Consider the following 21,990-nt stretch of genomic DNA (forward strand, 5'->3'; position numbering starts at 1 on the left):
AGCGCTAGTTTTGATAAGTATTGCTTACCCTTTAGTGCTATTTTTCTGGCAAGAAAATGCCACTTTTATATTTGGTGTTTTATGTGTGCTTTGGGGGCTTAGAGCCTATTTTGAAAGTGGCAGGAAAAGGCAGGTTTGCTTATCGGCTGGGACATTTTTTGCTATTTGCGCTATTTTTAGAAGTGTAAATTTAGCACTTTTATATCCAAGTATCGTAAGCCTTGGCTTTTTGGCTCTCTTTTTTTACAGCTTAAGGGGCGAGGCGATCATAACCAAAATCGCTAGATTAAAAGAGAAAAATATAGATGAAAAGGTCGTTAGCTACACAAGAGAGTTAACAAAAATTTGGTGCTTATTTTTTATATTTAATGCAGTTGTTGCCTTTGCTTTATCGTGTTTTGAAAATAAAATTTATTGGAGTATTTACTGCTCCTTTATCTCTTATATTTTGATGGGATTTTTGTTTTTTGGAGAAATTTTATATCGTAAAGTTTTTATTTTAAAGAGGAAAGATGGAGTTTGAAAATAGTCTAAAAGACTTTAAATTTGTTGATATTGATAAAAATTTATACTCACAAGTTGTTATTTTTGGGGCAAATTTAAAAGAGTATGGCCTAGGTGAGGTAGAGATCTATCTAAGCGAAACTTTTGACTTTTGTGTAGCCTTTTTTGGAGTACTTGCGATCGGCGTGAGACCGATTTTGCTTGCAAAGCCTATTTTTAGTAGTGATAAATTTAATATCAATGATGAAAATTTCAAGAATTTTTTGGCTCCAGCTAGAAATATAGAGCCAAAATTTGATATAAACTCTACTTTTTTTCTTCAGACTTCGGGCTCGACTGGAAATAGCAAAAATATCCCAAAAAGACTTGGTGCAATGATAGAAGAAGGGCTATTTTTAAAAGAAGAACTTGGATTTAATGAAAGTGATACATTTTTTTCAAGCGTTTCGCATCAGCATATGTTTGGTCTTACTTTTAAGGTATTTTTGCCCATCATTTCTGGTGCAAAGGTTGTTAGTAGGGAGCTAAATTACCCAGAGGCGATCTTTGAGTTAGAGCTTGAAAATTTAAGTTTCATAACAAGCCCAGTTTTGCTTCAAACGCTAATTTCTAGTCCAAGAGCAGCTGAAATTTCAGGACTAAAAAACATAATCTGTGCTGGCTCGGCACTAAAGAGTGAGCTAAGAGCTAGCATATCAAAACTAAGCAAAACACGCATTATTGACATCTATGGTAGCACCGAAACTGGTGCAGTGGCTAGAAATTTAGGCGATGAACTTTTACTTTTTAGTAAGGTAAAGGCAGGTATTAGCGAGGACGAGGCATTAAACGTGAGCTCGCCATGGTGTGAGTTTTTCCAAACTAGCGACTGGGCACAGATAAATGGCAGCAAGCTCACGCTAAAAGGTAGGATCGATAGGATAGTCAAGCTAAATGATAAAAGGGTCAATCTAATAAGCATCGAAAATAAGATGTTTGAAAGTGGCCTTTTAAAAGACTGCTACTGTGATACGCATCCAAAATTTAAGCGTCTGGCCGCACTTTTAGAGCTTAGTGAAGAGGGTGTGAAGCTCTTTAGAAATAGCGGTAAAAAGGGCGTTGTAGCAAGGCTAAATGAGCTTTTAAGGCCTGAGTTTAAAAATAGTGTTAGGTATTTTAAAATCGTTAGCTCGCTTTGTAAAAACGCTCAAGGGAAATTTCTAAAAGCAAATTTTAAAGAGCTTTTGGAGAAAAACGAGGAGCTTGTTTGGGAAAAAAGTAGCGAGAATGGCATTTATAAATTTAAGATAAAACTTAGCCCAGCACTTGGCATTTTTACTGAGCATTTTCCAAATTTACCGCTGCTACCTGGCTTTGTGCAGCTTGATTTTGTATTTAAATTTGCAAGAGAGCTTGGCGCAGAAATAGGCGATCAGTGCGTGGTGGAGAATCTGAAATTTTTAAAATTTGTAAGGCCAAATGACGAGCTTTGTATAGAAATTTCGCAAAAAGATGAGAAGGTTTACTTTGAGATATTTTGTAATGGCACTAGAAGCAGCGTTGGCAGGATAAAGCTGGGCTTATGAAGACGCTCTTTCTCATACCATTTTATAACCATCCAGAGAAGATTAAAGACCTTTGCGAGGCGCTTGCAAGATATAATCTACACATTTTAATAGTCGATGATGGCTCAAACGAGACTTCAAAAAAAGCTTTGCAAAATTTGAGCGGATTTGGCGTAGAAATTTTGACAAGAGAGCAAAACGGCGGCAAGGGAGCTGCACTAAAAGATGGCTTTAGACACGCTGTGCAAAATGGCTACACGCATGCGTTTCAGATCGACGCTGACTTTCAGCATGATATAAGCGAGGTGGCAGAGTTTTTAGAGCTTAGCAAAAAGTATCCACACGATATGATAATGGCTGATCCGATTTATGGCGAGGACGCGCCAAAGTCTAGATTTTATGGTAGAAAGATCACAAATTTTTGGGTCAAGGTAAACACCTTAAACACCAACATAAAAGATGCGATGTGTGGCTTTAGAATTTATCCGCTAAAAGAGCTTGAAAGCGCGATCGCTCATAGTGGCTCAAATAGGATGGAATTTGACATGGAAATCCTAGTAAATGCTGTGAGAGCAGGCATTGGACTAAAGTGGATACCGTTAAAGGTAAGATATGAAAAAGGTGGAATTTCTCACTTTAAAATGCTAAAAGATAACATGCTAATAAGCCTTATGCATGCAAAATATTTTTTTAGTTTAGTTCCATTTTTGCTAGGTAAAGCCTTTAAGAGGCAAAAATACGCATGGTGGCAAAAAGGCGAAAGATCAAATGAATTTTTCTTAAGGGTGAGCTTGTTTTTAACCAAGAATTTGCCTATTTTTCTTATAAAACCTATCGTTATGATCGTCGTTTGTTTTTATTGTATTTTTTCAAAAATAGAGAGAAAAAATATAAGAGAATTTTTGCAAAATGTAGAGAAATTTAGTGGTAAAAAGCCGGTTACTGGTGTTTTTAGAAATTTTTATGATTTTGGTATAGCTATTTGCGATAAATTTCGTATTTGGCAAAATGGTGTGCTCGAAAATGAACTAGATATTGACGAACTCATGTGGATAAAAGAAGAGTTTGAGGCATCAAAGCGTGGCAGAATTTTGCTAACAAGCCATCTAGGAAATGTAGAAATTTGCAAGACACTTTCGCTTAGATCGCCAAGTTTTCGTATGATCATCTTGGTTTATAGCAAGGGAAATGAAAATTTTTATAAAATTTTAGAGCAGATAAGTAAGGGGCAGATCAAGCTAATAAGCGTAGAAAACCTCGATGCAGCAGCTATGCTTGAGCTAAAAGAGGCGGTAGAAAACGGCGTAAATATCGGCATAATGGGCGATAGAACCCCAGTAAATGGCGATAAATTTGTTGAGGTTAGCTTTCTTGGCAAGATGGCTAAATTTAACTATGGCCCATACTTATTAGCTGGCATTTTGGGTGTAAAAATGAGCACGCTTTGGTGCGTGAAAAATGGCGATAAATTTAGTATCGAGCTAAGTGATATCGCAGATGAGATAAAACTAGGTCGCGACCGTAAGGCAAGCGTCATGCCATACGTGCAAAGCTATGTAAAACAGCTCGAGGATCACGCTTGCAAGAACCCATCGCAGTGGTTTAATTTTTTTGATTTTTGGAGATAAATTTGGAAATTTCACACGTTAGCACATTTAAAGTGGCGTTTTTTGACGTTGATAGCATGGAGGTGATGTGGCATGGCAACTACGTCAAGTACCTAGAAATGGCGCGCTGCGAGCTACTTGATAAGCTAGGGTACAACTACATCGCTATGAAAAAAGATGGTTACGCCTTTCCTATCGTAAAACTTGACGTAAAGTACGTGCGCCCAGCCTTTTTTAACGACGTCATAAAGGTCACGACGACGCTTAGCGAGTGCGAAACGTTTTTGAAATTTCACTATCTTATAGAAAATGAAAAGGGCGAAAAACTAAGCGAGGCAAATACTGCGCAAGCCGTCATCGATATGAAGAGCTTACAAACTTGCTTTGAGATGCCAGAGGCGCTAAAAAAGGCGATCGAAGCTTACACTAAAAAGGAAAATTTATGAAAAATGTAGCTCTTTTTTTAGCCATTTTTATATCTTGCTTTGGCTATGAACTAAGCGAGCTTAAAAATATAGTAAAAACAGATGGCGTAAGCGGAAATTTCACGCAGACAAAGAGCCTGGCTGGCTTTAATAAAAACATAAAAAGCACAGGCGAGTTTAAGCTAGAAAAGAGCGGTCTTTACTGGGATACGCTAGAGCCAGTCTTCTCAAAGGTTTTTATAAATAAAGATGGCATTTTTAAAAACGAAAATGGCAAGCTTGAAAAGACAACGGCAAATTTTGATGAAAAGCTCTTTCTTGCTATCATCAGCCTAGATGAGAGCGAGCTTAGAAAAGAATTTGATATAAAAACAAGCGGCAGCTTAAAGGAGTGGAGCATAGAGTTAAGCCCTAAAAATTTACTCTTTAAACAAATTTTTAAAAGCATAAAGATAAGCGGCGATGAGGCGGTAAAAAAGATCGAGCTTGACGAGATAAGCGGCGATAAAACGATAAATGAGTTTAGTCTAAAATGAAAAAACTAGCCACGATCTTGGCTTTTATCTTTGTTTTTTTAGCCTCGCTTGGATATTCGCTTGCGAGCCTAAAAAACGTCCAAACCGACATCTTTTCGCTGATAAATTTTAAAGACGCCAAAGAGGCAAAGGTGCTAAAAGAGGTGCAAGATGAGATGGTGTCAAATTTTTTAGTGCTGGTAAATTCTAAAGAGCTGGCCAAAAATGTGCAAAATTTAGCTCTTAAAAGTTCGCTTTTTAAGAGCTTTGAGGTGAACATTGACGTAAATTTAAATGATATAAAAAACGACATCAACCGCTCAAAGATCGCGCTTTTAAGTAGGGCTGATCTAGAACTTTTAAAAAACGATAAAAACACCTTTTTTAAAAAGCGTGCAGAGGAAATTTTTAGTAGCTTTAGCTTTAAGCTTTTAAATGTAAAAGATGATTTTTTCTCGCTAAGTAGTGGTTTTAGTGCAAAAAATGGCAATGTGAGCTTAAATTTAGCCGAGCTCATGCTTGAGGTAAAGGACGGAGAGAAGAGCTTTTTCTTGCTAAAAGGCGAGCTAAAAAGTGGCGTGAGAGGTGAGGGGCTAATAAAATTTTATAATGAGCTAAATGCGCTAAAAATTGGACAAAACGAGCTTTTTGTACACTCAAGTGCGCTTTATCAGGCATTTTCAAAGCAAAAAAACGAGAGCGAGAGCCTTTATATGAGCACGGTCTCGCTTAGTTTGACCGCTATATTTTTGATGCTTGCCTTTAGAAATTTGCGAATTTTTTATGTGATATTTATTGCTGTATTTGGCTTTAGCGTGGCATTTGCAGGCACTTTGCTATGTCTTGGTGAGCTAAATATCCTTACTATTTTAATAAGCACAAGCCTTATTGGCCTTATGTTTGACTACGTCTTACACTGGCTTAGCAAAAACGAGGGCGAAGTGATCAGGGCAGGCAGCATAAAAAATATGCTAAAAATTTTCTTGCTAGGCCTTCTTGTCACGCTTAGTGGCTATCTAGCTTTTACGTTTTCTGATCTTAGGCTGCTTAAAGAGGTGGCGCTATTTTCGGCGTTTGCGCTAGTTGCTGCGTTTTTAGCTAGCTACTTTTTCATGCCTTTGGTTTTTGAAGGGGTAAAATTTTATAGATCAAAGCTCTTTGATAGGTTTTTAACTAAATTTTGTGAGCTCTCAAGCATAGTTGCTAGGCATTTGGGGGTTAAATTTCTAGCTATTTTGCTTATTTTGCTAGCCATTTTTCTAGGATTTGACCTTAAAAATTTATCAAAAAGCGAAAACGTAAAAGACTACTCAAATATGCCAAAGAGCCTACTAGCGGACTCTTCTTATATCTTAAGCCTAACTGGCGACAACCAAAACACGATGATAGTGACAAGATCAAGAGGCGACATTTTAGGAGGTGAAAAGAGTCTTTTAGATGAGCTAAAAAAGAGAAATTTGATAAAAGATGAGAGCTCGCTAAGCGATATGTTTTTAAGTAAAAGCGAGCAGGGTGAGCTAAAAGAGGCCCTTAAAAAGGCACTTGATGATGAGCAAATTTACGTGATTTATGAGAAATTTGGCTTTAGCAAAGATGAAGTGCGAAGCGAAATTTTAAAGGTTTTGAGCGAAAAAGAGCTTAGCGTGAGTGAAATTTTAGCTCTAAAATCAATGAAAGATTTTAAGAAATTTATGCTTGATGAAAATACAAGTGTGGCTTACGCGAGCGGCTTTGTAAAAGGGGCGCAAAGTGATGAGGTGCTAGAGCGCCACAACGCTTTTAGCCTAAATTTCGCTGACTCGCTAAATGAGAGCCTAACTCAGGCAAAAGAGCTTGCTCTAAAGCTAAAAATAGTAGCGCTCGTGATCGCGTTTGTACTGCTGTGGTTTTATTTTAGTGCGATCATTTCGGCACTTGTGATGGGCACCATCGTCTTTGGCGTGCTTCTTACGCTCTTTATTTTCGCCATTTTTGGCATAAATTTAAGCATCTTTGGTGTCTTTGGGCTCATACTTGCAAGCGCTGTAGGGATTGATTACATGATATTTGCGCTAAATGATAGCCTTAGCGAAAAAGAGCGAATTTATGGTATTTTTTGCGCATTTATCACGAGTTTTATCTCGTTTTTTATGCTCTCTTTTAGCCAGACCGCCGCTCTTAGCGTCTTTGGGCTAAGTGTTAGCCTTTGCGTGCTGATATATGGGCTGATCGCCAGCGTTTTATCTTGTAAAAATATAAAAATTTAGTTTGATTTTCATGCCCCAAGTGGCTTGCTTGGGGCTTTGATTTTTTTATCTTATAATGGCTAGTTTGCCGGTGCCGGCGTTTTTATTTACCTTGTTTTGGACGTCTGAGGCTTTGAGGAGCTCAAATTTATATGGAGGCTCAAATGGCGGCTTGGTTAGCTTTTCGCAAACGCTGCCTTTTTTGAAAGGTCTATGTTGCCGCTTTCAAAAATGGTGCCTTTGTTACACTTGTAGCTTATTTTGACGCCATTTGTAAAGTAGTTGTTTTGAGCGTATATTAGCGAGCCAAAGCGCACGCCAATGGCGTATTTTTGGTCATAGAAGCCATCTTTTGAGTCATAAAAGTTGTTATAGACGTGCACCTTTGCATTGCGTGCCATAGGTAGGCGTTGCGCGCAGTTGTCAAAAACGTTACGAGCGACCGTTATAGTCCTTGTTTCGCTGCTGCCGTCAGAGTCTCTTGAGCCTATTAGCATCGTTTTGTCATGGTTTTCAAAGATGTTGTGCGAGATCGTGATAGCCGCACTATCTCTCGCACAGTTCCGTCGTAAGTCTGCCATTTAATAAGCTCTCCACCTGCTAAATGCACATGGCTAAGATCCACAGTATCCTTAAAATGGCAGTGATCTACCCAGATGTTTTTGCTTGACTCTATGCTGACGCCGTCATATTGCGCATTAAAGCCGTCATTTTTTTGTATATCTGGAAATGGATCAAAAGCATCTTCGATCTTTATATTGCGGATCGCGATATTTTGGACATTTTTTAACAAAAGCGAGCCGCCTTTTATGCCTGAGTTTTCGCCTAAGCCGATTATTGTGGTGTTGCTAGCTACCGGCACTACGATGAGCTTTTTGTACTCGTTGGCTAAATTTTTGCGAAGCGCTGCTAGCTTTGGATCTTGCGAACTGTCTAAATTTGCACGGCATGAAGCGCCGTAAGCCTGCATAAATTTGGCATAAGAGCTAAACTTGCTACCGCTAATCTCACTTATAAATTTATCCAGCCCATCGCTATTGCCATTTTGTGGAATCTTGCCTTCGCTAAGGTCTATGAGCCCATCCACATAGATGACGTAACCACCAATTTGAGCGTATTTTACGAGCTCTTGCCTATCTTTTACGACGACTTCTTTACTCTCTTTGCCGACGTATCCGCCAAAATTTTGCTCTACTCCAACGCTAGCGTAACCAAAGGGCGAGTCGCTTGCTTTTATCTCGCCCGCTTGTGTCTCAGCACCAAATGCAAATAATGCACCAACGACGAGAAACAATATCTTTTTAAACATCTTTAGCCTCCCAAATTTGGCTTTTTATTTTTGATCTTCTGTTATAAAATCGCTGCCGAATTTTATTTTGGCTCATTAAATTTAGCGTAAGACTTTTATAAATTTTTAGTAAAAGCGAAATTTTACGCGAAAAATATCTCGCTTTTTAGACGAAGTAGGCATAGATAGGCGCTTAGCACGCTTTGTTCTCTAATGTAGTTGCGATCCCCTTTTAAAAGTAACCTCTCAACCTCGATGTTGCCGTTTCTATCGCCAGCTGCGACGTAGACCGTGCCAACTGGCTTGCTAGCTGTGCCACCACCTGGTCCTGCTATGCCGCTAATGGCAAGTGCAAAGTCCGCATTTGTCGTGCTTAGTGTGCCTTTTACCATCGCTTTTACGCAAGGCTCGCTCACAGCTCCGTAGGTCTCTAAAATTTCATCCTCGACGCCAAGCCACTCGTGCTTTATGTGGTTTGCGTAGGTTACTAGCGAGCCATCAAAGCTAGCTGAGATGCCACCATATCTTGCAAATTTAGCCGCCGCAAGCCCAGCCGTGCAAGATTCGGCAAATGAAATTTTAAGCCCCTTTTGCATGAGCCTCTTTGCTATAAATTCGATCACGTCTTTTTGTGGGATAAATTTTTGCGAAAATAGCGTTTTTACTCCCTGTAAAAAGCTCTCGATCTGACCAAATTTATTACTTTTTGCCCTTACTAGTATCAAATTTGGCAGGATCTGCGCAAGAGTGATATCGACTTCATAAGTTTTAGCAAGTGGCAGCATAAGGATCCTCGCGCTATCTGCGTCGATATCCATTAGATGAAAGTAGCTAAAATCAGGCTCGTATTCGATTAAAAACTCGCCCAGCTCTTCATTTGGATTAGCTTTTATGAGATTTATCTGGGCGTTATTTAGGCTAGCTAAAAAGCTATTTTTTGAGTAGTCTAAGCTATCTTTAAGTGCAAGCGTTGTGCTGTCTTTTAGTTCTAGTGAGCCCCCAGTTAGCGTTGCTACGATCTTTGCGGCGATGGCAAAATTTTCATCCGAGCCAAAAATGCTTACAAAGTCGTAATCTTTTGATAAATTTTCTATGATAAAAGGTAGCTCTTTGCTATTTTTTGGAGCAAAACTAACCACTCCAAGCTCGCCAAAATGATCCTCGTAACTTTGAAAAATGTAGTTTAGAAATTCTCTATTTATCTCAAGATCTTCGCCTATTATCAAGATACTTTGTCTCATTTTTAAGCTCCTTTTTTTGCCTCATTATACTATTTTTCAGTGTGATTTAACCAGCACAGGTGTAAAATTAGCAAATTTTAAAATCAAGGTAAAAAATGGACTACAAAGAGACACTTTTACTCCCAGAGACAAATTTCCAGATGCGCGGAAATCTCCCACAAAATGAACCACAAAGACTAAAATCATGGTACGAAGACCGCAAGGTTTACGAAAAAATGAAAAAAAACCGCCAAAATGCGGTTAAAAACTTCAACATCCACGACGGCCCTCCGTATGCAAACGGACACCTTCACATCGGCCACGCGTTAAATAAAATTTTAAAAGATATCATCACAAAAACGCACTATTTTTACGGCGAAAACGTCCGCTACGTGCCAGGCTGGGACTGCCATGGTTTGCCGATCGAGCAGCAAGTCGAAGTTAAGCTTGGCGATAAGAAAAAAGATCTTAGCAAGGTCGAGATCAGGGAGCTTTGCAGACAGCACGCGAGAGAATTTATAGATATCCAGCGCGATGAGTTTAAGACTCTTGGTATTATCGGCGACTTTGAAAATCCATACATGACGATGAAATTTGAGTTTGAGGCTGACATCTACAAAGCACTTTGCGAGATCGCTAAAAAGGGCCTTTTGATAGAAAGAAGCAAGCCAGTTTATTGGAGCTGGGCGGCCAGATCGGCGTTAGCTGAAGCTGAGGTCGAGTACGAGGAGAAAGAGGACTACTCTATTTACGTAGCATTTGAGCTTGATGGCGACGCGCTAGAAAAGCTTGGCGTAAAAGAGGCAAGCGCTGTCATCTGGACGACCACGCCTTGGACACTTCCAGCAAATCAAGCCATAAGCCTAAAACCAGATGAAATTTATGTGCTAACGGCTGAAAATTTGATCTTTGCAAAGCCACTACTTGAAAGCGTTGTGCAAAGTGGCCTAAGCAAGGGCGAGATCAAAAAAGAGTTTAAATCAAGCCTACTTGAAAATACTCACGCGATAAATCCATTAAATGGCAGAAAGTCGCGATTTTTACTAGGCGATCACGTCATGATGGACGGGGGTACTGGACTTGTTCATACAGCTCCAGGTCACGGCGAGGACGACTACTACGTCTGTTTGAAATATGGCTTTAGTGAAATTTTGATGCCAGTTGATGATGGTGGCTGCTACGATGAGAGCATAAAACATCACGGACTATTTAGAAGCGACGTGATAGACGAGTTTGTCGGTATGCACATCTTTAAAGCAAATGAGAAAATTTTAGAGCTACTTGGCAAAAATTTACTTAGCGTCTCTAAATTTAGACACTCTTATCCTTTCTGCTGGAGAACGCACAAGCCTGTCATTTATAGAGCCACAAAGCAGTGGTTTATCGCTATGGACGAGGCTAAACTTGGCGGCAAAACGCTTAGACAAACAGCGCTAAAAGAGCTTGAAAAGGTTAAATTCTACCCAAGCGTTGGCATAAAAAGAATAGGCTCTATGATAGAAAATCGCCCAGACTGGTGTATCTCACGCCAGCGTGACTGGGGCGTGCCGATCGCGTTTTTCAGAGATAAAGCGACAAAAGAAGTTATATTTGATAGTGAAATTTTAGACCACATCGTGGCTATCTTTAAAGAAAAAGGCGCTGATGCGTGGTGGGCGCTAAGTATAGATGAGCTTTTACCAAAGGGCACAAAATACAAGGCTGAAAATTTAGAAAAAGTGATGGACATCCTTGACGTTTGGTTTGATAGCGGCTCGACATGGCATGCGGTCTTGCAAAGCGACAACTACGACGCTGGCAAATACCCTGCAAGCATGTATCTTGAGGGCTCAGACCAGCACCGCGGCTGGTTTCAAAGCTCGCTTCTAGTAAGCACAGCTATAAATTCTCACGCACCTTACGAAAGCATCCTAACTCACGGCTTTACTGTCGATGCTAAGGGCGAAAAGATGAGCAAGAGTAAGGGCAACGTCATCGCTCCACAAGATGTGGCCAAAACTCACGGCGTGGAAATTTTACGCCTTTGGGTTGGCATGAGTGATTACTCAAGTGACCTAAAGATAAGCGAAGATATATTAAAACAAATAAGCGAGCAATACCGCAAAATCCGCAATACGATCCGCTTTTTACTAGCAAACGTAAATGATCTTGAGAGCTTAAATACAGAGTTTAACATCCTTGATAAATGGATATTAGCTCGTGCTAAAAAGGTCTTTGACGAGGCGAGCGCTTGCTTTAGAAATTATGACTTTTCAAAGGGCTTTAACATCCTTTTAAATTTCTTATCAGCCGATCTTAGCGGCGTCTATCTTGACGTTTGTAAAGATAGACTTTACTGCGACGCAAAAGACGCCCCAAGAAGAAGATCAGCTCAAAGCGCAATGGCGATCATAACAAAGGCACTTTTGCCACTCATCGCCCCAACGCTTACTTACACCGTTGATGAGGTGATGGACTACGCTCCAAAGATCATCAAAGGCGACGCAAAAGACGCGTTTGATCTAGTCTATGAGCCAATCAAATTTGACCTTAGTTTTGAAGATGAGCTGCTTTTTGCCAGTAGGGAGAAATTTAACGAGATCGTGGATGTTCTTAAAAAAGAGAAAAAGATAAAATCAACCCTCGAGCTAAGCCTAGAGACCACAAACCATAACATCACAAGCTACGACGAGCGCGAAGTGGCCGATCTTTACATGGTAAGCTCGGTTAAAGCTTACGATGATAGTGAGACACTAGCCGAGTTTGAGCTAGAGGGTGATAAATTTAAGATTATAGCAAGCAACCTTCACAAATGCCCAAGATGCTGGAAATTTAACGCTAGCAAAGAAGATGCGCTATGCCCAAGATGTGAAGAGGTCATAAGTGCTAAGTGAGCCAGTAAGCGCAACTATCATAATAGCAACGATCGCTGCGGTGGTCGTTGTTAGCTTGTTTGGCATATTTTTGGTTAATAAATTTAAAGGATAAAAATAGTGGTAACTTTAAAAGAAGCTTTGAAATTTTCAGCTGAAGAGATAAGAAATTTAAGAGCCGAGCTTGAGGCGAAGATCATAAAAGAAAAAGAGCTTGGCGCTTATGTCGAGCAGCTAGCAAATTTGGAGATCGCAAAACTAGGCGAGGGCGTGCCTATCGCTATAAAAGACAACATCCAGGTAAAAGGCTGGAATGTAACAAGTGCTTCAAAAATTTTGCAAGGCTATGTGGCACCATATAATGCAACTGTCATTGAGAAGCTACTTAGTAAAAATTTAGCTCCATTTGGCCGCACAAATATGGACGAATTTGCGATGGGAAGCACGACTGAGAGCTCATTTTACGGCAAGACTCTAAACCCACTAAATCATGCCCATGTACCAGGTGGCAGTAGTGGTGGCTCGGCAGCAGCAGTCGCAGCCGGTCTTGCAGTAGCAGCACTCGGAAGTGATACTGGTGGCTCGATCCGTCAGCCAGCGGCATTTTGTGGATGTGTGGGCTTTAAGCCAACCTACGGCAGAGTGAGTAGATATGGGCTTGGCGCTTACTCAAGCAGTCTTGATCAGATAGGACCGATCGCTCAAAACGTAGAAGACGCAGCCATTTTATATGACGTGATCGCTGGACACGACCCAAAAGATAGCACGAGCGCAGATGTACCATTTGTGAGCATTAGCGACAAGATAGATAGCGAGAAGAAGCTAAAAATTTGCGTTGTAAAAAACTATGTTGAAAACGCAAGCGAACAGACAAAAGTCGCTTTAAATTTAGCAATCGAGAAGCTAAAATCACACGGTCACAGTGTAACTTACACAAATTTTGAAGACTCAAAATATGACGTCGCAACCTACTACATAATAGCAACTGCAGAGGCAAGCGCAAATTTAAGCCGCTATGATGGCGTAAGATACGGCAGAAGAGCTGATGCTAAAAATTTAAAAGAGCTATATATTAACTCACGCTCTGAGGGTTTTGGTGAAGAGGTAAAAAGAAGAATTTTGCTTGGTACGTTTGTGTTAAGTAGCGGATACTACGATGCTTACTATATCAAAGCACAAAAAGCAAGAGCACATATAAAAGCTCAATACGAGAGAATTTTAGAAGAAAATGACCTGATATTTATGCCAGTAGCTCCGAGCACAGCCTATAAATTTGGAGCCCACAGTGATCCGCTACAAGCTTATCTAAGTGATATTTACACTATCAGCGTAAATTTAGCAGGCCTTCCAGCTATCTCTGTGCCAGTTGGCAAAGATGATCTAAATCTAAATATAAGCGCACATCTAATCGCAAAAGCATGGGATGAACAGACCTTGATAAATGGTGCCAAGAGCCTAGAAAATTTAATAAAAGGATAAAAATATGAAGATAGTAAAGAGAGCTTTAACATTTGAGGATGTGCTTCTTGTGCCTCAGTACTCTGAGATCTTACCAAAGCAAGTAAATGTTGCAAGCAGGATCAGCAAAAACGTCACTCTAAATATCCCAGTGGTCTCTGCTGCGATGGATACGGTGACTGAGCACAGAACTGCTATTATGATGGCAAGGCTTGGCGGTATAGGCGTAATACATAAAAATATGGACATCGAAAGCCAAGCAAAAGAGGTCAAACGTGTCAAGAAAAGCGAAAGTGGCGTCATCATCGATCCTATCTTTATAAATCCAGAAGCGACCGTGGCTGAAGCTTTAAGCCTTATGTCAGATCTTCATATTTCAGGCGTTCCAGTTATAGATAAGGACCGCAAACTAATAGGAATTTTAACAAATCGAGATCTTAGATTTGAAACAAATATGAGCACTTTGGTAAAAGACCGCATGACAAAAGCACCGCTTATCACTGCACCAAAGGGCTGCACACTTGATGATGCGGAGAAAATTTTCTCTCAAAATAGGGTTGAGAAGCTACCTATCGTTGATAAAGATGGCAGACTTGACGGGCTTATCACCATAAAAGATCTAAAAAAACGCAAAGAGTATCCAAACGCAAACAAAGACAGCTACGGCAGACTTCGCGTGGCTGCGGCTATTGGTGTGGGTCAGATAGAGCGTGCTAAAGCACTAGTTGATGCTGGCGTAGACGTCATCGTTATCGATTCGGCTCACGGCCACTCAAAGGGTATTATCGATACTTTAAGAGAGGTAAAGGCAAAATTCAAAGTTGATGTCGTAGCTGGCAATATTGCAAACCCAGCGGCTGTAAAAGACCTAGCAGAAGCAGGAGCGGACGGCATAAAAGTAGGTATTGGACCAGGATCAATATGCACCACAAGGATCGTTGCTGGTGTTGGTGTACCGCAAATTTCTGCCATTGACGACTGCGCAAGCGAAGCAGCAAAATATGGCATCCCAGTTATCGCAGATGGTGGTTTAAAATACTCAGGCGACGTGGCAAAAGCCCTTGCAGCAGGGGCAGCTTGCGTTATGGCGGGAAGCTTGCTTGCAGGTTGCGAGGAGAGCCCAGGCGAGCTTATAACATTTCAGGGTCGCCAGTACAAAGTATATCGCGGCATGGGCTCAATAGGCGCTATGACAAAGGGTAGCTCGGATCGCTACTTCCAAGAAGGCACCGCTCAAGACAAGCTTGTGCCTGAAGGTATCGAGGGTCGTGTGCCATTTGCTGGTAGCATAAAAGATGTGATACATCAGCTAATAGGCGGCCTAAGAAGCGCTATGGGCTATGTCGGTGCAAAAGATATCCCAACCCTTCAAGAAAAAGCTGAATTTGTCGAGATAACAAGCGCAGGACTAAAAGAGAGCCACGTTCACGACGTAGTTATTACTCACGAGGCACCAAACTACAAAGTTAATTAGTGTTAGACCTGCAAACTAGAACTATTAAATTTAACGAGCCACTCTATCTTGAGAGTGGCCGTATACTATCAAATTTCAAGCTTATTTATGAGACTTATGGCACGTTAAACGCCGATAAAAGCAACGTTATCGTGATCTGCCACGCTCTAACTGGCTCGCACCACGCAGCTGGCACTTACGCAGGCGATGAAAAAGCTGGCTGGTGGGACGGGTTAATAGGCAGCAAAAAGGCGGTCGATACGGATAAATTTTACGTTATTTGCGTAAATATACTGGGTTCATGCTTTGGCTCGACTTCGCCACTAAGTGTAGATAGAAGCAGTGGTAAAGAGTATAGGCTAAATTTCCCAGTCCTTGCCATAAGCGACGTAGTAAAGGCGCAAATGAGGTTATTTAGCGAGCTAGGCATCACAAGAGTAAGAGCCGTGATAGGTGGCAGTCTTGGCGGTATGCAAGCACTTTGCTACGCTATCGAGTTTCCAGAATTTGCGCAAGATATCATCATGCTTGCAAGCACCTATCAGACTAAGCCTTGGGCGATAGCTTTTAACAAAATAGCCATCGAAGCCATTTTAAACGATGAAAATTTCAAAAACGGCGAATATGACGCGGAATTTATAAGAAAAAATGGTCTAAAAGGCATGGCTTACGGCAGGATGGCAGGGCACATCAGCTTTTTAAGCCCTGATAGCATGGATGAGAAATTCGGGCGAAACTATGTTGAGACAGACGGCCTTTATGAGCTTTCTGGGCGCTTTCAGGTGGATCGCTACATGGAGTACAACGGTTACAACTTCCCAAAGAGGTTTGACCCACTAAGCTACCTATACATCGTAAAAATGATGAACATCTTTGACTGTACAAGACACTATGACAACCTAAAAGACGCCCTTGCGCCGATCAAAGCAAATTTACATCTAATCGCTTTCAAAGGCGATCTACTCTTTCCGCCAAGCTGCATGAGAGAAATTTATGACACGCTTTGTGAGATGGGGCGAGGAGAGAATACAAATTTCGTAGAGATAGATAGCAACTACGGCCATGACGCATTTTTGGTCGAGATAGAAAAATTTGATGGATATATAAAAAATATATTAAAAGGATAGAAAATGGAGCAAAAAGAGCAAAGCTTTGAAGAAAAATTAGCCCTAGCAGATAAAATTTTAAACGATCTAAACAAAGATGATGTGAGCCTAGAAAATAGCATAAAGCTGCACGAGCAGGGCAAAAAGCTCTTAAATGAAGCAAGAGAAATTTTAGAAAACGCAAAACTTAGCATAAAGCAGGTGGATGATGAGTAGAATTTGTGCTCTTCAGCTACCAACTCAGCCTTTAAGTGAGGCAAGGCTTGATTATTACCTAAAAATTTGTGCGGACGAAAACGCAAGGCTAGTTGTGCTTGGTGAATATGTGCTAAATAGCTTTTTTAAAGAGCTCATTAGCATGCCAAAAAGCCTTATAAAAGAGCAAAGCGAGCGCAAAAAAGAGGCTCTTTTTTTAATGGCAAAAAAGTATGATCTAAATATCGTTGCACCTATTGTAAATCTAAAAGGCAAGGAAATTTTTAAAAGTCTAGCTAAATTTACCCCAACACAAGTAAAGCTATATGATCAGCAAATTCTCATGCCTTACGCTCACTGGAATGAGGCGAAATTCTTTAATAACACAAGCGATGAGCTAAATTTGCCTATTTTTACCTACGATAAATTTAAAGTCGGCGTCATGTTTGGCTATGAGGCGCACTTTGATGTGTGCTGGGCCTATATGAGCGCTAAGAAGGTCGATATTGTGCTCGTGCCAACGGCTTGTACATTTTTCTCGCAGGCGCGCTGGGAGGAGCTTTTAAAGGTTAGAGCTTTTACAAATAATGTCTACGTGCTGCGCGTAAACCGCGTAGGAAGCCACAAGAGCGATGATGCGCAGTGGAGCTTTTACGGCGATTCGATGCTTATTAATCCGTTTGGTGAAGTCAAAAATAGACTCGGCAAGAACGAAGAGATGATGATAGATGAGCTTAGCAAAAAGGAGCTTAGCGAGGCTAGAAGCACTTGGGGCTTTATGCAGATAGAGGCTAAATTTAAAAGATAAAACGCTGTGCCTAGGTAGAAAAGAGCAAATTTAGCAAAAGTTATCACGATTGCGAGAATGAGCGCTATTTAAAAGAATTTTGGAGTGAAATTTGAAACAAAGTGACGTTGAAGGATATATAAAAGAGAAATTTAACGTTTTGGGCGAGCAAATTTTCCCAAAATTTCCAAAAATTAATGTCTTTCGTCACAAGAAAAATGAGAAGTGGTTTGCACTGCTTATGGAGATAAGCGCTAGCAAGCTAGGGCTTAAAAATGACGAGATGATAGAGATTTTAAATCTAAAATGTAGCCCAGATCTAGCCATGGTACTAGTTGATGAGCAGCAAATTTTTAAAGCATATCATATGAACAAAAAGCACTGGATAAGTGTAAATTTAAACTCCAAAATCTCACAAAAAACAGTTTTTGACCTGATAGATGAAAGCTTTACCTTAAGCAAATAAAAGCCATTTTTCAGCCTTAAATTTAGTAGTTTTTGTTAAAATTACGAAAAAATTTAAGGATAAAATTTGCAAGAGCTAAACAATGAGATCAAAAAAGTCCATTTCATAGGCATCGGCGGCATCGGTATCTCAGCTATCGCTAGATTTTTACACGAAAAAGGCCACAAGATAAGTGGTAGCGACATCAAAGAGAGCAAAACGACGCTAGAGCTTCAAGATGAAGGCATCGAGGTTATCACTCCGCACTGTAAAGAGGCGATAAAAGACCAAGACTTTGTGGTCTACTCGGCCGCGATAAAAGAGGATAATATCGAGCTAGTGGAGGCTAGAAACAAGGGCATAAAGTGCTTTTCTAGAAAGGAAATTTTGCCTTATGTGCTTGAAGATAAGTGTGTCTTTGCAGTAGCTGGCGCGCACGGCAAAAGCACGACTTCAGCGATGCTAGCAAGCCTAATTGAAGGCTCAGTCATCATCGGCGCCATCTCAAAGCAGTTTGGCTCAAACATGCGCTACGCCAAAAGCGACAACGTCGTATTTGAGGCAGATGAGAGCGACTCGAGCTTCTTAAACTCAAACCCATATCTAGCCATCGTCACCAACGCAGAGCCAGAGCACATGGAGCACTACGACTACGATCTAGCTAAATTTTACGCAGCCTACAAGGGCTTTTTGGAGCGCGCAAAGGTTAGAGTAATAAACGCTGAGGACGAGTTTTTAAGCACGCTTAAGCTTGATGCGATCAGACTCTTTCCAAGCACTGATATCACCGAGCTTACGATGGTTGTAAGAGACTATCAGCCATACACCAGTTTTAATCTTAAAAATTTAGGCAAATTTGAGGCCTTTGGCATGGGCGAGCACATCGCTATAGACGCATCTTTGGCAATTCTCGCTGCGATGCACGAGACGCCGCTAAAAGATATAAGAGAAAATTTATTAAATTTTAAAGGCATCAAAAAGCGTTTTGACATCCTTAGCGCAAACAAAAATTTCGTCCTAATAGACGACTACGCGCACCATCCAACCGAGATAAAAGCGACGCTAAAATCAGTCTTTGAATACGCTAAAATTTTAGGCATAAACAGCGTCACAGCGATATTTCAGCCACACCGCTACACAAGGCTTAGTACAAATTTAGCCGGCTTTAAAGAGTGTTTTAAAGGTGTTGATGAGCTTGTTATCTTGCCAGTTTATGCAGCCGGTGAAAATCCGATCGAGGTTGATATGAAGAGCGAATTTAGCGAGTATAACCCGATCTTTACAGGCAAGGTCGAGAGGGTTGAAGAGGGGATAGAATTTACAGATGAATTTGGCGTGAAAAACCGCCTAAGTGACGGCATCGTAGTTGGTTTTGGAGCGGGCGATATCAGCGTGCAGCTAAGAGGCGACTACTAATGGATCTAGATAACTTCAAGCACCAAGATGAAAATGAAATTTTAAAAGAGATAAAAGAAAAAGAGCTAAGCGAGGATGAAATTTCTAGCCTTATAAATTTAGGCAAAAAAGATATCTTGATCGCACTTGCAAGGGAGCAAAAGCTAAGTAGCGCTCAGATAAAAGATATGCTGCCAAATGCCCCGTATATGGTTGTTTGCTTGCTAGTCGAAAAACAAGATATAAGTGAGGTTAAGGCTGAAATTTTAGAAAAGATCGAGCCTCATGCTGAGCTTTACAAAGAGCTCATCGCAAAGTATAAAGGCGTAAAATGGTAAGAAATTTGATAATAATCGCCGGCGTGATACTGCTTTTTGGAGCGATCTGGGCGATAAAAGATGAAAAGATCAGCAAAGGCATAAAAGCGCTTGTTAGCGCGGTGCTTGTAGCGATCTTTATTTGCGTCTATTTTTACGAAGAGAATTTATCAAAAAACGAGGATGCTATCTCAAAGCTAGTTAGCGATTTTAAACAGGGCAAAGTGCTAAAATGTGGCGAATACAACGTGAGTGCTGAGAAATTTAACTACGAATTTGGCACGGCGTCTTTTTTGCCAAAGCGAGAATTTAGTGATCTCTCAGGCGTCATCGTGCCTATAACGAGCTGCGAGCAATGAACGATATATTTGCAAAGCTCGATCTGGGCGAGTATCTGGATAAATTTAACTCCTTTTTAGCAAGGCAAAAACCGCTATTTTTACAAGGCGACAGCAAAATCCACTTTGAAAACATCAGCGAGCTTTCAAAGTATGATTTTAAGGCACCTGACGAGATAAAAGAGCTTGATGATGCGCTTATGAGACTTAGCAAGCAAGCAGTGCTTCACATCAGCGAAATTTACGAGTTTGCAAAGATTATTAAGTATTTTTCATATCTAAAAAAGCAAAAATTTGAAGGCAGGCTAGGCGAGTGGATAGCAAAGGTTGAAATTCCTGAAGCGATGATCACTTTGGCAAACAGCTTTGATGAAAACGGCGAGTTTAGTGACAGCGTAGATGAGAGATTTCACGCGATAAAGCAGGCGTTTAGCGAGAAAAAGCGCCAGATAGATGCCGAGCTTAAAAAGCTCATCTACTCAAAGCACATCACGCCCTATCTAGTCGACACCCAGACGCACTACATCAACTCGCAAGAGGCACTTTTAGTGCGTGGCGGCTTTAATCACGCCCTAAAAGGTACCGTGATCGCTAGAAGCTCAGGCGGCTACTTCTACGTCGCACCTGCAAGTACAGAGCGCCTAAAAAAGGAGCAAAGCGAGCTACTTGATAGAAAAGAGGAGATCATTTTTGAGCACTGCAAGAAATTTAGCTTGCAGATGAGCAAGAGCCTACTCTTTTTGAAATTTATAAATAACGCTTTTGATCAGTTTGACGCATATCAGGCGCGCGTAAATTTGGCTAGATCACGTGACTATGAGTTTATTTTGCCAAACAGCTCACACGTTATCAAGCTTGAGAAATTTGCCCACCCAGCGCTAAAAAATCCAAAGAGCGTGAGCGTGGACTTTAGCAAAAAGGTGCTTTTAATAACTGGCGTAAATGCTGGCGGTAAGTCGATGCTTTTAAAATCGATCATCTCAGCCACGCTGCTTGCAAAGTATCTGCTGCCTATGCGTATCGACGCAAACCGCTCAAGCATCGGCTCTTTTAAAGAATTTGACGCGATCATAGAAGATCCGCAAAGTGTGAAAAACGACATCTCGACCTTTGCTGGCAGGATGGTGCATTTTGCAAAGCTTTTTACTAAAAAATCGATCATCATCGGCATCGACGAGATCGAGCTTGGCACCGACTTCGAGGAGGCTGCGAGCTTGTATGGCGTCATGATAGAGCGTCTCATCACTCAAGATATCAAAATGATCATCACGACCCACCACAAGCGCCTTGCGATGTTGCTAGCTAAAAATCCAGAGGTTGAGCTAGTGGCGGCACTTTACGACGAGACGGCACAAAGGCCAAAATTTGAGTTTTTAAAAGGCACGATCGGCAAGTCTTATGCCTTTGAAACAGCGGCAAGATACGGCATATCTCAAAATCTAGTGGCGCAGGCTAAGAAAATTTATGGTGAAGATAAAGAGAATTTAAACGAGATCATCACAAAGACGCTAAATTTACAAACTAAGCTTGATGAGGGCATAAAAGAGGTCACGGCAAAAGAGGAGCGGCTGGAGCGCTTGCTCGAGGAGCAAAAAGAGCTAAAAGAGAAAAATGAGATCAAGCTAAATGCGACTATTTCACGTCTGGAAAAAGAGTATTTTGAAGCAATAAATGCGGCAAAAGCGGTTATAAATTTCAAGGATATAAAAGACAAACAAAGAGCGCTAAATGTGGCAAATGAGAAAAAAGCTGCTATCGTTAAGCCTAAAAAAACTGAGCGTGAGAGCCTAAAAGTAGGCGATAGAGTGAAGTATGAAAATATAAAAGGCACGGTTTTAAGCATCTCAAAAAATGATGCAACGATCGAATCAAATGGCATAAATCTGCGCGTGCCACTTGAGCTTTTAAGAAAAAATGGCAACGAAGTAGTCTTGCCTAAAAAAGGTGGTGTGAGCCTAAATGTCGATAAGCCAAAGTCTGCCTCGCTCTCAATTGATCTACACGGCATGAGAGCTGACGAGGCGATAGCAAAACTTGATAAATTTATCTCAGATAGTCTTGTTATGGGATTTGATGAGGTTAGCGTATTTCACGGCATCGGCACTGGCAAGCTAGCCTTTGCTGTCAAAAATTTCTTAAAAGAGCATCCAAGTGTGAAAGATTTTTTTGACGCACCAGCAAATCAAGGTGGATATGGAGCTAAAATAGTCAGGCTTTAACTTCTTCCTAAAAGTTAAAATTTATTTTAAGGTTGATATAATCAGGGCAAGTACACAAAATAAGGGAAGTAACTTTTGAGTAACAAGGACGAGCAAA

At 40.8% G+C, this 21,990-nt stretch carries 20 protein-coding genes; 17 read left to right on the forward strand and 3 right to left on the reverse strand.

Annotated features, from left to right (window positions below; all coding sequences use genetic code 11):
• Positions 1-10 precede the first annotated feature (10 nt).
• The 6 genes from B9N66_RS01700 to B9N66_RS01725 are packed head-to-tail and all read left to right on the forward strand — an operon-like array spanning position 11 to position 6,841.
• Positions 11-523, forward strand: a complete 513-nt coding sequence (locus tag B9N66_RS01700) for a DNA gyrase subunit B (protein ID WP_257639745.1) — start codon at positions 11-13, stop codon at positions 521-523.
• Positions 513-2,069 carry an AMP-binding protein gene (locus B9N66_RS01705; protein ID WP_087579629.1) on the forward strand — a complete coding sequence of 519 codons (1,557 nt, stop codon included), beginning with the start codon at positions 513-515 and terminating at the stop codon, positions 2,067-2,069. The genes B9N66_RS01700 and B9N66_RS01705 overlap by 11 nt, the downstream gene beginning before the upstream one ends.
• Positions 2,066-3,676 (forward strand): glycosyltransferase family 2 protein, encoded by a 1,611-nt coding sequence (locus tag B9N66_RS01710; RefSeq protein WP_087579630.1) that lies wholly within the window; start codon positions 2,066-2,068, stop codon positions 3,674-3,676. The genes B9N66_RS01705 and B9N66_RS01710 overlap by 4 nt, the downstream gene beginning before the upstream one ends.
• 2 nt (positions 3,677-3,678) lie before the next feature.
• Positions 3,679-4,101, forward strand: coding sequence for an acyl-CoA thioesterase (locus B9N66_RS01715; RefSeq protein WP_257639746.1), 423 nt, complete (start codon positions 3,679-3,681; stop codon positions 4,099-4,101).
• Positions 4,098-4,616, forward strand: coding sequence for a LolA family protein (locus tag B9N66_RS01720; RefSeq protein WP_087579631.1), 519 nt, complete (start codon positions 4,098-4,100; stop codon positions 4,614-4,616). Before B9N66_RS01715 ends, B9N66_RS01720 begins: the two co-directional genes overlap by 4 nt.
• Positions 4,613-6,841, forward strand: a complete 2,229-nt coding sequence (locus B9N66_RS01725; protein ID WP_087579632.1) for a hypothetical protein — start codon at positions 4,613-4,615, stop codon at positions 6,839-6,841. The genes B9N66_RS01720 and B9N66_RS01725 overlap by 4 nt, the downstream gene beginning before the upstream one ends.
• A gap of 155 nt (positions 6,842-6,996) precedes the next feature.
• On the opposite strand, the gene B9N66_RS09845 is transcribed toward B9N66_RS01725, so the two are convergent.
• The 3 genes from B9N66_RS09845 to B9N66_RS01735 form a co-directional block, all read right to left on the reverse strand.
• On the reverse strand, positions 6,997-7,317 hold the full coding sequence (locus B9N66_RS09845; protein ID WP_257639747.1) for a pectate lyase family protein: 321 nt from the start codon (positions 7,315-7,317) through the stop codon (positions 6,997-6,999).
• On the reverse strand, positions 7,311-8,129 hold the full coding sequence (locus tag B9N66_RS01730) for a pectate lyase family protein (RefSeq protein ID WP_257639748.1): 819 nt from the start codon (positions 8,127-8,129) through the stop codon (positions 7,311-7,313). The genes B9N66_RS09845 and B9N66_RS01730 overlap by 7 nt, the downstream gene beginning before the upstream one ends.
• 122 nt (positions 8,130-8,251) lie before the next feature.
• Positions 8,252-9,349 (reverse strand): CinA family protein, encoded by a 1,098-nt coding sequence (locus tag B9N66_RS01735; RefSeq protein WP_087579633.1) that lies wholly within the window; start codon positions 9,347-9,349, stop codon positions 8,252-8,254.
• 95 nt (positions 9,350-9,444) lie between these two features.
• Here B9N66_RS01735 and ileS point away from each other — a divergent pair, with 95 nt between their 5' ends.
• The 11 genes from ileS (at position 9,445) to B9N66_RS01790 (ending at position 21,893) form a co-directional block, all read left to right on the forward strand.
• A complete protein-coding gene (ileS, locus tag B9N66_RS01740) occupies positions 9,445-12,201 on the forward strand; it encodes an isoleucine--tRNA ligase (protein ID WP_087579634.1) in 2,757 nt (918 codons plus the stop codon).
• A gap of 99 nt (positions 12,202-12,300) precedes the next feature.
• A complete protein-coding gene (gene gatA / locus B9N66_RS01745; protein ID WP_087579635.1) occupies positions 12,301-13,659 on the forward strand; it encodes an Asp-tRNA(Asn)/Glu-tRNA(Gln) amidotransferase subunit GatA in 1,359 nt (452 codons plus the stop codon).
• Positions 13,660-13,663: 4 nt separating this feature from the next.
• Positions 13,664-15,112 (forward strand): IMP dehydrogenase, encoded by a 1,449-nt coding sequence (gene guaB / locus B9N66_RS01750; RefSeq protein WP_087579636.1) that lies wholly within the window; start codon positions 13,664-13,666, stop codon positions 15,110-15,112.
• Entirely contained in the window at positions 15,112-16,218 is a 1,107-nt protein-coding gene (metX, locus tag B9N66_RS01755) for a homoserine O-acetyltransferase MetX (RefSeq protein ID WP_087579637.1), read from the forward strand. The genes guaB and metX overlap by 1 nt, the downstream gene beginning before the upstream one ends.
• Before the next feature lie 3 nt (positions 16,219-16,221).
• A complete protein-coding gene (gene xseB, locus B9N66_RS01760) occupies positions 16,222-16,413 on the forward strand; it encodes an exodeoxyribonuclease VII small subunit (RefSeq protein ID WP_004317712.1) in 192 nt (63 codons plus the stop codon).
• Positions 16,406-17,200, forward strand: a complete 795-nt coding sequence (locus B9N66_RS01765; protein ID WP_087579871.1) for a carbon-nitrogen hydrolase family protein — start codon at positions 16,406-16,408, stop codon at positions 17,198-17,200. Before xseB ends, B9N66_RS01765 begins: the two co-directional genes overlap by 8 nt.
• Positions 17,201-17,291: 91 nt before the next feature.
• Complete coding sequence (locus B9N66_RS01770; RefSeq protein ID WP_087579638.1) at positions 17,292-17,645, forward strand: MmcQ/YjbR family DNA-binding protein; 354 nt, start codon at positions 17,292-17,294, stop codon at positions 17,643-17,645.
• 87 nt (positions 17,646-17,732) lie between these two features.
• Positions 17,733-19,040, forward strand: coding sequence for a UDP-N-acetylmuramate--L-alanine ligase (gene murC, locus B9N66_RS01775; RefSeq protein ID WP_087579872.1), 1,308 nt, complete (start codon positions 17,733-17,735; stop codon positions 19,038-19,040).
• Entirely contained in the window at positions 19,040-19,357 is a 318-nt protein-coding gene (locus tag B9N66_RS01780; protein ID WP_087579639.1) for a hypothetical protein, read from the forward strand. Before murC ends, B9N66_RS01780 begins: the two co-directional genes overlap by 1 nt.
• Positions 19,351-19,695, forward strand: coding sequence for a hypothetical protein (locus tag B9N66_RS01785; RefSeq protein ID WP_087579640.1), 345 nt, complete (start codon positions 19,351-19,353; stop codon positions 19,693-19,695). Before B9N66_RS01780 ends, B9N66_RS01785 begins: the two co-directional genes overlap by 7 nt.
• Positions 19,692-21,893, forward strand: coding sequence for an endonuclease MutS2 (locus B9N66_RS01790; protein WP_180382048.1), 2,202 nt, complete (start codon positions 19,692-19,694; stop codon positions 21,891-21,893). The genes B9N66_RS01785 and B9N66_RS01790 overlap by 4 nt, the downstream gene beginning before the upstream one ends.
• Positions 21,894-21,990 lie beyond the last annotated feature (97 nt).

Origin of the sequence: Campylobacter concisus (assembly GCF_002165775.1) — a bacterium.
Lineage (GTDB): Bacteria > Campylobacterota > Campylobacteria > Campylobacterales > Campylobacteraceae > Campylobacter_A > Campylobacter_A concisus_E.

Excerpts from the sequence above, each read along its gene's own strand:
- guaB (WP_087579636.1), top strand. The coding sequence starts at position 13,664 with ATGAAGATAGTAAAGAGAGCTTTAACATTTGAGGATGTGCTTCTTGTG.
- B9N66_RS01765 (WP_087579871.1), top strand. The coding sequence starts at position 16,406 with ATGAGTAGAATTTGTGCTCTTCAGCTACCAACTCAGCCTTTAAGTGAG.
- B9N66_RS01725 (WP_087579632.1), top strand. The coding sequence starts at position 4,613 with ATGAAAAAACTAGCCACGATCTTGGCTTTTATCTTTGTTTTTTTAGCC.
- B9N66_RS01735 (WP_087579633.1), bottom strand. The coding sequence starts at position 9,349 with ATGAGACAAAGTATCTTGATAATAGGCGAAGATCTTGAGATAAATAGA.
- B9N66_RS01705 (WP_087579629.1), top strand. The coding sequence starts at position 513 with ATGGAGTTTGAAAATAGTCTAAAAGACTTTAAATTTGTTGATATTGAT.
- B9N66_RS01720 (WP_087579631.1), top strand. The coding sequence starts at position 4,098 with ATGAAAAATGTAGCTCTTTTTTTAGCCATTTTTATATCTTGCTTTGGC.
- B9N66_RS01790 (WP_180382048.1), top strand. The coding sequence starts at position 19,692 with ATGAACGATATATTTGCAAAGCTCGATCTGGGCGAGTATCTGGATAAA.
- B9N66_RS01730 (WP_257639748.1), bottom strand. The coding sequence starts at position 8,129 with ATGTTTAAAAAGATATTGTTTCTCGTCGTTGGTGCATTATTTGCATTT.
- xseB (WP_004317712.1), top strand. The coding sequence starts at position 16,222 with ATGGAGCAAAAAGAGCAAAGCTTTGAAGAAAAATTAGCCCTAGCAGAT.
- ileS (WP_087579634.1), top strand. The coding sequence starts at position 9,445 with ATGGACTACAAAGAGACACTTTTACTCCCAGAGACAAATTTCCAGATG.
- B9N66_RS01710 (WP_087579630.1), top strand. The coding sequence starts at position 2,066 with ATGAAGACGCTCTTTCTCATACCATTTTATAACCATCCAGAGAAGATT.
- B9N66_RS09845 (WP_257639747.1), bottom strand. The coding sequence starts at position 7,317 with ATGCTAATAGGCTCAAGAGACTCTGACGGCAGCAGCGAAACAAGGACT.
- B9N66_RS01785 (WP_087579640.1), top strand. The coding sequence starts at position 19,351 with ATGGTAAGAAATTTGATAATAATCGCCGGCGTGATACTGCTTTTTGGA.
- B9N66_RS01780 (WP_087579639.1), top strand. The coding sequence starts at position 19,040 with ATGGATCTAGATAACTTCAAGCACCAAGATGAAAATGAAATTTTAAAA.